The following is a 12,068-nucleotide window of genomic DNA, read 5'->3' as shown; positions in this document are numbered from 1 at the left end:
GCCGCATTATTGCACCCGCCCAAGCTTCGAGCCAGCTGCTACCGCATTAGCGGCCTTTTGGGGCGCTATTCAGGCCCAATTTGGCTTCGCGAGGATAATAGTGGTCATTTGAGGCCTTATTGTAATCGCTCGGGCCCGAAAATCACGATTTGGCTCGATTTACACAAAAATAAGGCCTTTTTAGACCGCTATTTCCCTCCGGTGAGCCAAATTCGACAAAATAGCGCCTCTTTGGGCCGCTATTACTCGCTCCGAAGCACTCGGCTTGAAAGCGCCTCTTTGGCGTTATCATTTGCTTCGACGCACTCGGCTTTATAGCGCCTCTTCGAGCCGCTGTCACTCGCTCCTATGCACTCGGCTTTACTGGGAGGCGGGCTGTATGAAACGCCCTTTTGGCCTGGTATCGACATGCGCTTCTATGAAAATTGAACAAATCCTAAAATTTTCGCGGCTCCCGGCTCGACTTCCCTGCAAAATGTTGCCCATCTCCGATTTTTTTAGTAGGATAGAAAAATAACTTATGAATAAATCAGGGAGGTAGACGATGCTGCAGTTGGGAGAGAGAGTCGTAATCGTCGGAGATGCTTTTGAGCAGAATCTTCCTGTTGGGGAATATGGCTACGTTATTGCTTACGACCGTAATCCGGATAATGCGTTTGATTACGTGATCCGCGCTCCAAAGACAGGACGCAATTACTACGTTCCCTCCAGTGATGTGGAGTCCGAGGAACTGCTTTTGGAGTATGAAGCCGAGCGGACTACGAAGGAAGCGCTGATCGATTACGCTCTGGCGACGCATAACGAGAAGCTGTTTATGCATGTAATGAATGGCGGCGATCAGGATGCGGATGGGCAGAAGGAACCAACAAAGGAAGTTATGTCTCAGGCCGAGTTCATCAAACAGGTGAATTTGCGAGCATGGATATAAAGAGCCGGCGATGCCGGCTCTTTTTCGTATGTTCCGCTGTTCCGCAGGCTTTCGCCAGGTTTCGCGTTAACGGATTGAACTCGTCCAATTTCTACAATATAATTTTATTCATCTGAATCGTCATGGTAGAATGAACTAATCAGCCCCCGCAGGGACGTTTAAGGAGGAAAGCAAATGAGCATCCAGGTAAAAGACGTGGAGCATGTGGCCAAACTGGCCCGGTTGAACTTGAGCGACGAAGAGCGGGAAATGTTCACGGAACAGTTGAACGCGATTTTACAATATGCCGACAAGCTGAATGAATTGGATACGGAAGGCGTGGAGCCGACGACCCATGTCCTGCATCTCAGCAATGTCATGCGCGAAGACGAGGTGCACGAAAGTCTGCCTCAGGAGAAGGTATTCCGGAATGCGCCGGACGAAGAAGACGGGCAATTTAAAGTGCCTGCGGTACTTGAATAGATATTACGAAGGGAGGATGCGCCAGTGAGTCTTTTTGATTTGCGTTTACAGGAGGTACATAATCGGCTCAGCAAGAAGGAGCTGTCCGTGACCGATTTGGTGGGCGATGCTTTCGCCAAAATATCGGAGCGGGATGGACAAGTAGGCGCTTATTTAACGTTGAATGAAGAAGGGGCCCGCGCGGAAGCGGCAAGGCTCGACAATAAATTGGCCGGCGGGGAAGAGAAAGGCCTTCTTTTTGGGCTGCCTGTAGGAATCAAGGACAATATGGTGACCGAAGGTCTGCGCACGACTTGCGCCAGTCAATTTTTGGCGAATTATGATCCGATTTACGACGCGACGGTAGTTGCGAAGCTGAAGTTGGCGGAAGCCGTAACGGTCGGCAAGCTGAACATGGATGAATTCGCCATGGGCGGGTCCAACGAGAATTCCAGCTTTCACCCGGTGCGTAACCCTTGGGATTTAAGCCGCGTTCCGGGAGGCTCCAGCGGGGGCTCCGCCGCTGCGGTAGCCGCGGGCGAAGCCTATTTTACGCTCGGCTCGGACACCGGCGGCTCGATTCGCCAGCCGGCTTCCTATTGCGGTGTCGTCGGTTTGAAACCGACTTACGGTCTCGTATCCCGCTACGGGCTGGTCGCCTTTGCTTCATCGCTGGACCAAATCGGTCCGATTACGAAAAACGTCGAAGACGCGGCTTACGTCCTGCAAGCCATTGCGGGGCATGATCCGAAAGACTCCACGTCCGCCGATGTCGAGATTCCGGACTATCTGGAGGCGTTGACCGGTGATGTGAAGGGGCTGCGCATCGCGGTGCCTAAGGAATATTTGGATGGCGTGGACCCTCAGGTTAAGGATGCCGTCATGGCTGCGCTGAAAGTTCTCGAAGGGCTCGGCGCCGTTTGGGAGGAAGTGTCCTTGCCGCATACGGAATATGCGGTCGCGGCCTACTATCTGCTGGCTTCCTCGGAAGCCTCCTCCAACCTGTCGCGCTTTGACGGCGTTCGCTACGGCGTGCGCGCCGATCATGCGGGCAACTTGCTGGATTTGTACCTGGAGTCGCGCAGCCAAGGCTTCGGACCGGAAGTGAAGCGCCGCATTATGCTGGGGACGTATGCCCTCAGCTCGGGTTATTATGATGCCTACTATTTGAAGGCGCAAAAGGTTCGCACCTTGATCAAACGCGATTTTGACCAGACTTTTGAGAAATACGACGTTATTATCGGACCTACGGCACCGACCACCGCCTTCCCGCTGGGATCGCAAGTGGATGATCCGTTGACGATGTACCTTAACGATATTCTGACGATTCCGGTCAGCCTGGCCGGCGTTCCGGCGATCAGCGTGCCTTGCGGCTTTGCGGACGGCCTTCCGGTCGGATTGCAAATCATCGGCAAAGCGTTTGACGAAAGCAGCGTGCTTCGGGTAGCCCATGCGTTTGAAGCTCATACGGACCACCACAAACAACGCCCGTCGTTGTAATGGGGGATTTACAGGAGGGTCAATATGTCAACATCCAAATATGAAACGGTAATCGGGTTGGAGGTGCACGTGGAATTGCACACGAAGACCAAAATCTTCTGCGGCTGTTCTACGGAATTCGGCGCTCCGCCCAACACGCACACCTGTCCGGTCTGCTTGGGACATCCGGGCGTTCTGCCCGTCTTGAACCGCCAGGCGGTGGATTACGCCATGAAGGCGGCCATGGCCTTGAACTGTGAAATCGGCGATGTCAGCAAATTCGACCGTAAAAACTATTTTTATCCGGACTCGCCCAAAGCTTATCAGATCTCCCAGTACGATCAACCGATCGGGGAGAACGGATATATCGATATCGAAGTCGATGGGCGTACGAAGCGCATCGGCATTACCCGCCTTCATCTCGAGGAGGACGCCGGCAAACTGACGCACGTTGACGGAGGCTACGCTTCTTTGGTCGATTTTAACCGCGTCGGTACTCCGCTGGTGGAAATCGTGTCCGAACCGGACATCTCCTCGCCGGAAGAAGCGAGGGCTTATCTCGAGAAGCTGCGCGCGATCATGCAATATTGCGAGGTTTCCGACGTGAAGATGGAGGAAGGCTCCATGCGCTGCGACGCCAATATCAGTCTTCGTCCGTGGGGACAGAAGGAATTCGGTACTCGCGCCGAGCTTAAGAACATGAACTCCTTCCGCGGCGTCGTGCGCGGGCTGGAATATGAGCAGTACCGTCAGGCCGAGATTTTGGACGAAGGCGGCGAAGTTGTCCAGGAGACGCGCCGTTGGGACGAAGCCCAAGGCAAAACCTTCTCCATGCGCGGCAAAGAAGAAGCCCACGACTACCGGTACTTCCCCGATCCCGATCTGGTGAAAATCCATATCGACCAGGCGTGGAAAGACCGGATCCGGGCTTCGATTCCCGAGCTTCCGGACGCGCGCAAGGCCCGTTATACGGCGGAATACGGACTGCCGGAGTACGATGCCGGCGTCATTACCTCGTCCAAGCCGTTGGCTGACTTGTTCGAGAACAGCCTCGAATATACGTCCGATGCCAAAGCCGTATCCAATTGGATCATGGGCGATTTGCTCGGCTATCTGAACAGCAACGGATTGGAACTTCCGCAAGTGAAGCTGACGGGTCAAGGGCTCGGCGAAATGATCAACCTGATCGAAAAAGGCACCATCAGCTCGAAGATCGCGAAGACGGTCTTCAAGGAAATGCTGCAGAGCGGCAAGCTGCCGCAGCAGATCGTCGAGGAGCAAGGTCTGGTGCAGATCAGCGACGAAGGCGCCATTCTGGAAATCGTCAAAGAAGTGGTGGCGAACAACCCGGCTTCCGTACAGGACTATAAAGCGGGCAAGGAGAAAGCCATCGGCTTCCTCGTAGGCCAAGTCATGAAGCAAAGCAAGGGCAAAGCGAACCCTGGACTCGTAAACAAACTATTGGTCGAGGTTCTGAAAGATTAGCATTCCGGAACGGCCGGAAGCAGTCAAGGGGGCATCCGTATGATCGTACGTCTATCGCTGCAGAATCCGGACACGGTGGAGCAGTTGTGGAGTCTCCAGCATGCGGCTTACCGTCTGGAGGCTGAGGCGATGGGATTAAGGGATGTTCCGCCGCTGCCGGAAACATTCGAGTCCATTCGAAACAGTGACGAGGATTTTTACGGGGTGCTTTCGGCGGATGGCGAACTCCTCGGGGCGATTGTGACGGCTCCGGCGGACACCGCCGCAAACACCCTGGAAATTACCCGGTTGATGATCCACCCGGATCATCTGCGCAAAGGGATCGGCGCTTCTTTGCTGAAACATGTGATCGACCATCATCCGGAGATCCGAACATTTGCCGTTACGGCGGGGACCCATAATGAACCTGCTGTCTCATTGTACCGGAAGTTCGGATTTATGCCGGGCGAGAGCGTCAAATCCATACCCGGCGCGGGACTCACGGTTTTCCGTTTTCATCGGACTTAACACGAGCACACCTATTCTGGGCCATGCGGCCGGAAGGGTGTGTTTTTGTCTATCGGGGCCCAGTTATTCCATATTACAGGCAGTAATAGAATAGGGTATTATTATACTAATATATAAATATATTTACTGGGGAAGGAGATGGCGATGAATAACAAACCCGTAAAAAAACAACGACGTCATCCCGGCGCACAGACGGTTCGAAATTACGGTTTTCGGCCGAGACGACGAAAGCGCAAGTTCATCGCCTGTTTCCTCGGGGCGATATTTCCCGGTTTGGGCCATCTCTATTTAAAGATGTTCGCGAAAGGGGCCCTTTTGATCTATGGCGTGCTGCTCGACGCCTCGGCGCTGATTTATTTTTCTTCCGTTCGCTCCGGGATTAACGTTCCGTTTTTGATTTTGCTGGGCCTCATGATTCCGGTCATTTATTTCTATAGTATATATGACGTGCTGCAATCTACGGACGTCGTCAACGCCAGGGTAAAGCGCGCGCAAACGGAAGCGGAGGAAGCCTTACCGGAAGGGCGCAAAGCAGAAAAAGGCTATAGCGGGATTCGCCGCGGCATCGTTGCGGGAGGCCTGCTGATGGCAGGGGGAGCGGTCCTGTTCCTGTTCAGGCAAAAACCGCCTTGGCTGGAAGGCTTCATCCAGTGGTCCGCGGGTTATGCGGTTTCGGTTGCCCTTATCTTGGCCGGATGTTGGCTGATCGTGAGGGAGTGCCGCCGTCGCCTGATCCGTACGGGGCGCTTTACCGCCTCGGCGCTTTTAATGGCGGTAGGCGTCCTGCTGTTCATTGACCGGATGAACGGGTGGGATTTGCTGCTGCTTCTGCCCCGTTGGTGGCCTGTTGTTCTGATCGCCAGCGGCGTGGAATACACGGTGGTGTTTATCCGAAACAGAAGGCATACGGAACGTCCGGAACGAAGAATGCGCGCGGATATCAAGGGCATGGCCATCGCCGTATTTCTCGGTTTTTCGGTTTTTGCGGTTACTCAGCAGGACCATTACCTTCACCTATGGAATCGCGTCAGCCTGGACCTGGCTACCGCCGGATCGGAGTTTAGCATGGAGGAAGGGTTTCGGGAGGAGCGGCCGGTGATCGAGGTTCCGATCGATTTGGACACCGAGCAGATTCATATTAACGGCATCAACGGCAATATTGAAATCAAGCGCGCCGAGATAGAAGGGATTCAGATCCGCTCCACGGTTTGGGTAGACCAAATCCAGACCGAGGAAGCCGAAAAGATCGCAGAGAAGACCACGATCGATACCTCCGTCGGAAAAGCGTTGGCGATTACCGTCAAGGATCTGACCTATGGGGAATCCGGAAGGCGTCATCCCCGGGTAAATCTCACCGTCATTTTGCCGGAAAATCGCTTCTTGGATTTGGACATCAATACCTCCAGCGGGAATGTGGTGCTGACCCGGGTCCAAGCCTTGAAGTCCATCAAACTGCAGACTGGGAACGGAAATTTACGGCTTTGGGATGTGGTCGGCAATGTCTCGGCGAAGACGTTGAACGGCAACGCGGAGCTGTACCGGATATTCGGTGATGTGAGCGTGGACACCCAAGGCGGCAGCTTGAAGGCGAACGGCATTAACGGCAATGCCTCGCTCTCCACGATGGTCGGCGATATTTCGCTGGTTCATGCCGAAGCCGAGATCAAGACCAGCACCAAAAACGGGAATATCACGATCGATGGAGTTCCTTTGAATCTTGAAGCGGAATCGCTTAATGGAAAAATTCACGTTTCCACCGATGAGATCGGCGGAGATTGGAGCGTTTATAGTGCGGTTGGCGAGATGCGTATCGAGATTCCCGATACCGGGAATTATACCTTCGCGGGATCCAGCGGTTACGGCAACATCGATACCGATCTTCCTTTTTACATCGAAAACAAGGAGATGAAGGGAATCATCGGAAGTGGGGAGTATCAAATTAAGGTGGATGGCAACAGCGACCTAATTGTGACCAAACGCTGAACCTCTTGATCTAAAAAGGGATGTGCCGACCCGGTGGGAACGGCAGGTTCGTTGACAAACGATTTGTGATGACCGTACAATAAATTTGTAAATCTATTTAAGCGTGTTTTTTTGCATTATTTTAAAGGCGGTGGGCACTATGGCGACACGCGTACAGCATGCGCTAGACCAGTTGAAGAGTAACGGTGTACGCATCACGCCGCAACGTCATGCCATTTTAACTTATCTTATGGAAAGCATGGGACATCCGACCGCGGATGAAATTTACCGGGCGCTTGAGCCCCGTTTTCCGAATATGAGCGTGGCAACCGTATATAACAATCTTAAGATGCTGATGGAAGCCGGAATGGTTCGCGAACTGACCTACGGTGACAATTCCAGCCGTTTCGATGCGGATGTTTCGGATCACTATCATATCATTTGCGAAAAATGCGGTAAAATCAAAGATTTCTCTTATCCATCCCTTATGGAAGTCGAACAGAAGGCCGAAGAGGTGACCGGTTTCATCGTCCATGGACATCGGATGGAACTGCACGGAATTTGCGAAACCTGCCGAAATCGATAATTCAGCCAACCTGCGGGTATTGAGAAACGTGAGGGATTCCTTCGGGAGTTTCTTCACGTTTTATTTTTTTAAGAAGCGAGGTATATAACGTTGAACAGCAGAAAAAGGCTCCACAGAAGATCCAGACGGAGAGGCCGGGGGAAATGGTTGCTGGCTTTGTTGATCCTAGCGGTTGGAGCGTACTGGTACTCAGCGGAATTCCTGCCGAACCGGGAACATACGGAACCGGATTGGAAAGGGAAGGTTGCCAAACCGATGTTTGTCGGAGGAGAACTGCTGGAAGGGAGCGCTATAGGCGAGGGGGACGGGCTTAAGCTGCCTCTTCCGATGATTCAAACCGCAGTTGATCCCCATATCCGATATGAGGAAGAATCCGAGTCCGTCATCTTGACAACGCCCAAAAAGTTAGTTTTGCTGAAAACCAATGAGAAGACGGGAAAAGTCAATAACAAGCCGATGAGCCTGCGCTTTGCTCCTGAGGAAAAGGAGGGCGTTCTGTATGTCCCCGCCTATCTGTTGAAGGAGCTGTACGGCATGGAAGTGCATGAGGATGCCGCTTCCGGCGCGGTTTTGCTCATGAAACCGGGTGAAACGGTCAAGCACAGGCTTGTTCGCGAAGATCCGAAAAAGGATGATTTTACGGTTCCGCTGCGGACGGATCCGAGCATTCACTCGCCTATTTTAGCCGATATGAAACCAGGCACCCAATTAAGGCTTCTGGATACCCGGGATGAATGGTATTATGTCCAGCTTTATAACGGATATACGGGGTATGTAAAACAAAAGGACACGGTGGCCGGAGAGGATCGTACCGTTCCCGAACTTGAACCGGTCTTGTCGCCGGCGAAGAAAAAATGGCAGGCCAAGAAGATCAACATGACCTGGGAGGCCGTTTACGAGGTTGCTCCGAAGCCTTCCTCCATCGGTAAATTGCCCGGGGTGAACGTGGTGAGTCCGACCTGGTTTTCGTTGGTCGACGGCAGCGGGAACGTCCGCAGCAAGGCGGACCCGGCTTATGTCCGCTGGGCCCATAATCAGGGGATGCAGGTCTGGGGGTTGTTCAGCAATAGCTTTGATCCGGACTTGACGACGGAGGCGCTGTCTTCTTTTGAAAGCCGGATGAACACGATCCTTCAAATGCTGCATTACGCCAAGTTATATGATCTTGATGGCATTAATATTGATTATGAAAATGTTCATACGAAGGACGGGCCTAATCTGTCCCAATTTATGAGGGAGCTGCGGCCGTTGGCCATGGAATACGGGCTTGTCGTCTCCATCGATGTAACGCCGAAATCCAACAGCGAGATGTGGTCCGCCTTTCTGGATCGAAGGGCGCTGGCCGAAGCCGTCGATTATTTGATTCTGATGGCTTATGACGAGCATTGGGCTTCCAGTCCCGAAGCCGGTTCGGTGGCTTCGCTACCTTGGGTGCATTCTTCCGTCACCCGCATCTTGGAAGAGGACGACGTATCCCCCGATCAGCTCATCCTCGGAATTCCGCTATATACGCGGGTTTGGACGGAAACGGTCAAGGATGGGGAAGTCAAAATGAAATCAAAAGCGATCGGCATGGAAAAAGCTCAGCGCTTGATCCGCGAGAAAAAGCTAAAACCGTCCTTGTCGGAAGAAACCGGACAGAACTACGTGGAGTATCGTGAAGACAACGCATTGAACCGCATTTGGCTGGAGGACAAGACGTCGCTGCAGCGGCGGGTCGAACTGGCGCAGTCTCTGGGTTTGGCGGGAGTAGCAACATGGACCCGAAGTTTTGCTGCCGATGAAGCATGGGAAGTGTTGCAGCAAATATCTAAATAAAAAAAAGGTTGGACAAGGGAAGCCTTGTTCAACCTTTTTTTACGTTCGTGTGAGTCTCTGGGGAATGGCCGAGTGTTTGCTGGCGCTCTATTTCTTCCGCCGTTATGGTCGCCTGGCTCGGGTCCAAGGTCAAAATGGTTTTGCAGAACATGCACCGGTCCGTCTTTCCCAACATTTTCGTCAGCTTGTGGCACTCCGGACACTCCAACTGGACGGCGGAAGTCGACAGCATCCCCGCCCAAAAATAGATGGCCATGCTGGCCATCATGGCAATCAAACCGATCACCAGGCCGATCCCGGCGATGACCTTGCCGGATTGGCCCCAAAAAACGATGCCTGCTGTCCCCAGAACCATCAGTCCCATTCCGGACATCGTCAACAGAAGGCCCCATAAACGAAATTCATTAATCTTACTGGATTTAAAGAACATGTTTATAAAACCTCAATTCTTTTGAATAATCTCATTCCAAAATGGAAGAAGGAAACTTTAAAGAAGCGTAGAACTATATTATAACGAATCGGCATTAATACGCCAAGCCAGGAGGGTAACGTGGAGCCAACCTTTTTTTCTTTTAAAAGCCAGGAGAAGAGCGGTCATCAAGCTTTAGGAGCTGTAGGCTTCCGTCACCCCGGCAGTATGTTTAGCGGCTCGTTGCTGCATGATTTTGAGCTGCTCGTATTGGTGGTCTGCGAAGAGACGGATTCAAGCCTTATTCAGATTGAACATTGTTTAAGCGGCTCCCTGCAGTATCAGATGAGGTACATCGGACGAAACGAGCTGCTGCAATGGGTGGTCAGCGGTGAGCATCCCGATATCGTGCATTGTTTCCTGCAAGGGGAGGTTATTTGGGACGTGGGAGGAAAAGTGACGGAGTTGCGCAAAGATTTAACCCGTTTCGGCGGCGGGATGAGAGAACGGCGGAAGCTAAAGGAATTTGCCGGATTTCTGCGTACTTATGTGGAGGCCAAACATTATGCCCACGAACAGGATTTCATGGATGCTTATTATTGCGTCCTGCAATCCTTAAAACATTATGCTCGCATCGAATTGATCGATGAGGGGATTGTACCGGGGGATCGTGTTTGGGAGCAAACTCAATCCATAAATACCGTGGTGCGCAAATTATTTGACGAGCTTACCGACAGCAAGGAAACCCTCGAACAACGCGTTGAACTGGTGCTATTAGCTTGCGAATTTTCCGTTATGTCCAGGATGGAGGACTGTTGTTCGCCGCTCTTGCGGATTCTGGGGAGCCGGAAGGAAGCGTGGAGTATTCAGGAACTGCTGGAGTTGCCGGAATTAGGCTATATCCGGGAAGAACTGCCGATGATGATTCGAAAGCTTGTATATCGCTCTCTCGTTAAACAATCAGCGGTGATTTCCGGCGACGCATCCGTGTGCGGCAGAGAAATACGATATTGGGCATAAACAACCTGATTTTTCCAATAATAATCTTTTGTAAAAATAGTTGACTGCTCTATTCATTCTGTGTTAAATTAGATCTCGCCCCTGAGAGACACAGGACTTGAAAAGCAAGTCAAATAGATTTAAAAAAATGACTTGAAAAAAAGTACTTGACTTAAATGAGGCGAACATGATATATTATAAAAGTCGCCGCTGAAACACAGCGATGACAAAATAAACGAAGTTGATCTTTGAAAACTGAACAACGAGTGAGTATTAAAACGATGGAATTTAAATCGACCCTGTGTCGGTTGAAAATCCATCCTATGAGAATTAATTTTCTCGTCAGTAACTGATTGAGCTAAGGCTCTTTCGAATAAAGCATCACTCGGATGGAACACCTCATTACCTTCGGGTATGAGCCTCCTTCCGATCCTTTATTGGAGAGTTTGATCCTGGCTCAGGACGAACGCTGGCGGCGTGCCTAATACATGCAAGTCGAGCGGAGTTAATCGGGAGCTTGCTCCTGATTAACTTAGCGGCGGACGGGTGAGTAACACGTAGGCAACCTGCCCGTAAGACCGGGATAACTAGCGGAAACGTTAGCTAATACCGGATAATCAAGTTTCTCGCATGGGAGGCTTGGGAAAGGCGGAGCAATCTGTCACTTACGGATGGGCCTGCGGCGCATTAGCTAGTTGGTGGGGTAACGGCTCACCAAGGCGACGATGCGTAGCCGACCTGAGAGGGTGAACGGCCACACTGGGACTGAGACACGGCCCAGACTCCTACGGGAGGCAGCAGTAGGGAATCTTCCGCAATGGACGAAAGTCTGACGGAGCAACGCCGCGTGAGTGAAGAAGGTTTTCGGATCGTAAAGCTCTGTTGCCAGGGAAGAACGTCCGCTAGAGTAACTGCTAGCGGAGTGACGGTACCTGAGAAGAAAGCCCCGGCTAACTACGTGCCAGCAGCCGCGGTAATACGTAGGGGGCAAGCGTTGTCCGGAATTATTGGGCGTAAAGCGCGCGCAGGCGGCTATTTAAGTCTGGTGTTTAATCCTGGGGCTCAACCCCGGGTCGCACTGGAAACTGGGTGGCTTGAGTGCAGAAGAGGAGAGTGGAATTCCACGTGTAGCGGTGAAATGCGTAGAGATGTGGAGGAACACCAGTGGCGAAGGCGACTCTCTGGGCTGTAACTGACGCTGAGGCGCGAAAGCGTGGGGAGCAAACAGGATTAGATACCCTGGTAGTCCACGCCGTAAACGATGAATGCTAGGTGTTAGGGGTTTCGATACCCTTGGTGCCGAAGTTAACACATTAAGCATTCCGCCTGGGGAGTACGGTCGCAAGACTGAAACTCAAAGGAATTGACGGGGACCCGCACAAGCAGTGGAGTATGTGGTTTAATTCGAAGCAACGCGAAGAACCTTACCAGGTCTTGACATCCCCCTGACCGGT

Annotated in this window: 10 protein-coding genes and 1 other annotated feature; of the genes, 9 read left to right on the top strand and 1 reads right to left on the bottom strand. The window is 52.1% G+C overall.

Translation table 11 applies throughout. The features are described 5' to 3' along the window. The first annotated feature begins 544 nt into the window (after nt 1-544). The 8 genes from FRY98_RS27150 (at nt 545) to FRY98_RS27115 (ending at nt 9,206) form a co-directional block, all read left to right on the top strand. Nucleotides 545-928: an ATPase gene (locus FRY98_RS27150; protein WP_148457826.1), complete on the top strand. Its 384-nt coding sequence runs from the start codon at nt 545-547 to the stop codon at nt 926-928. Nucleotides 929-1,102: 174 nt separating this feature from the next. After that, nucleotides 1,103-1,390, top strand: coding sequence for an Asp-tRNA(Asn)/Glu-tRNA(Gln) amidotransferase subunit GatC (gene gatC, locus FRY98_RS27145; RefSeq protein ID WP_148457825.1), 288 nt, complete (start codon nt 1,103-1,105; stop codon nt 1,388-1,390). Nucleotides 1,391-1,414: 24 nt separating this feature from the next. Beyond that, nucleotides 1,415-2,869 (top strand): Asp-tRNA(Asn)/Glu-tRNA(Gln) amidotransferase subunit GatA, encoded by a 1,455-nt coding sequence (gatA, locus tag FRY98_RS27140; protein ID WP_148457824.1) that lies wholly within the window; start codon nt 1,415-1,417, stop codon nt 2,867-2,869. A gap of 24 nt (nt 2,870-2,893) precedes the next feature. Continuing rightward, nucleotides 2,894-4,333, top strand: a complete 1,440-nt coding sequence (gene gatB / locus FRY98_RS27135) for an Asp-tRNA(Asn)/Glu-tRNA(Gln) amidotransferase subunit GatB (protein WP_148457823.1) — start codon at nt 2,894-2,896, stop codon at nt 4,331-4,333. Nucleotides 4,334-4,372: 39 nt separating this feature from the next. After that, nucleotides 4,373-4,840: a GNAT family N-acetyltransferase gene (locus FRY98_RS27130; protein ID WP_148457822.1), complete on the top strand. Its 468-nt coding sequence runs from the start codon at nt 4,373-4,375 to the stop codon at nt 4,838-4,840. Between the two features lie 144 nt (nt 4,841-4,984). Beyond that, nucleotides 4,985-6,823 carry a DUF4097 family beta strand repeat-containing protein gene (locus FRY98_RS27125; RefSeq protein WP_148457821.1) on the top strand — a complete coding sequence of 613 codons (1,839 nt, stop codon included), beginning with the start codon at nt 4,985-4,987 and terminating at the stop codon, nt 6,821-6,823. A gap of 139 nt (nt 6,824-6,962) precedes the next feature. Beyond that, a complete protein-coding gene (perR, locus tag FRY98_RS27120) occupies nt 6,963-7,388 on the top strand; it encodes a peroxide-responsive transcriptional repressor PerR (RefSeq protein ID WP_148457820.1) in 426 nt (141 codons plus the stop codon). A gap of 150 nt (nt 7,389-7,538) precedes the next feature. Continuing rightward, nucleotides 7,539-9,206: a glycosyl hydrolase family 18 protein gene (locus FRY98_RS27115; RefSeq protein ID WP_148457986.1), complete on the top strand. Its 1,668-nt coding sequence runs from the start codon at nt 7,539-7,541 to the stop codon at nt 9,204-9,206. 28 nt (nt 9,207-9,234) lie between these two features. Here FRY98_RS27115 and FRY98_RS27110 read toward each other — a convergent pair whose 3' ends face one another. After that, nucleotides 9,235-9,636: a YgzB family protein gene (locus FRY98_RS27110; protein WP_148457819.1), complete on the bottom strand. Its 402-nt coding sequence runs from the start codon at nt 9,634-9,636 to the stop codon at nt 9,235-9,237. A gap of 120 nt (nt 9,637-9,756) precedes the next feature. Here FRY98_RS27110 and FRY98_RS27105 point away from each other — a divergent pair, with 120 nt between their 5' ends. Next, nucleotides 9,757-10,635, top strand: a complete 879-nt coding sequence (locus FRY98_RS27105) for a nucleotidyltransferase-like protein (RefSeq protein WP_148457818.1) — start codon at nt 9,757-9,759, stop codon at nt 10,633-10,635. Between the two features lie 421 nt (nt 10,636-11,056). Then, nucleotides 11,057-11,941 (top strand) — a sequence feature (16S ribosomal RNA rRNA prediction is too short). The last annotated feature ends 127 nt before the right edge of the window (nt 11,942-12,068 follow it).

Origin of the sequence: Paenibacillus faecis, from assembly GCF_008084145.1 — a bacterium.
GTDB classification, from domain to species: domain Bacteria; phylum Bacillota; class Bacilli; order Paenibacillales; family Paenibacillaceae; genus Fontibacillus; species Fontibacillus faecis.
The sequence above is the reverse complement of the archived record's forward strand: the minus strand, read 5'-3'. Positions and strand labels throughout refer to the sequence as shown.

Coding starts and splice junctions, on each gene's coding strand:
- FRY98_RS27150 (WP_148457826.1), top strand. CDS start 545: ATGCTGCAGTTGGGAGAGAGAGTCGTAATCGTCGGAGATGCTTTTGAG.
- gatC (WP_148457825.1), top strand. CDS start 1,103: ATGAGCATCCAGGTAAAAGACGTGGAGCATGTGGCCAAACTGGCCCGG.
- gatB (WP_148457823.1), top strand. CDS start 2,894: ATGTCAACATCCAAATATGAAACGGTAATCGGGTTGGAGGTGCACGTG.
- FRY98_RS27130 (WP_148457822.1), top strand. CDS start 4,373: ATGATCGTACGTCTATCGCTGCAGAATCCGGACACGGTGGAGCAGTTG.
- FRY98_RS27125 (WP_148457821.1), top strand. CDS start 4,985: ATGAATAACAAACCCGTAAAAAAACAACGACGTCATCCCGGCGCACAG.
- perR (WP_148457820.1), top strand. CDS start 6,963: ATGGCGACACGCGTACAGCATGCGCTAGACCAGTTGAAGAGTAACGGT.
- FRY98_RS27110 (WP_148457819.1), bottom strand. CDS start 9,636: ATGTTCTTTAAATCCAGTAAGATTAATGAATTTCGTTTATGGGGCCTT.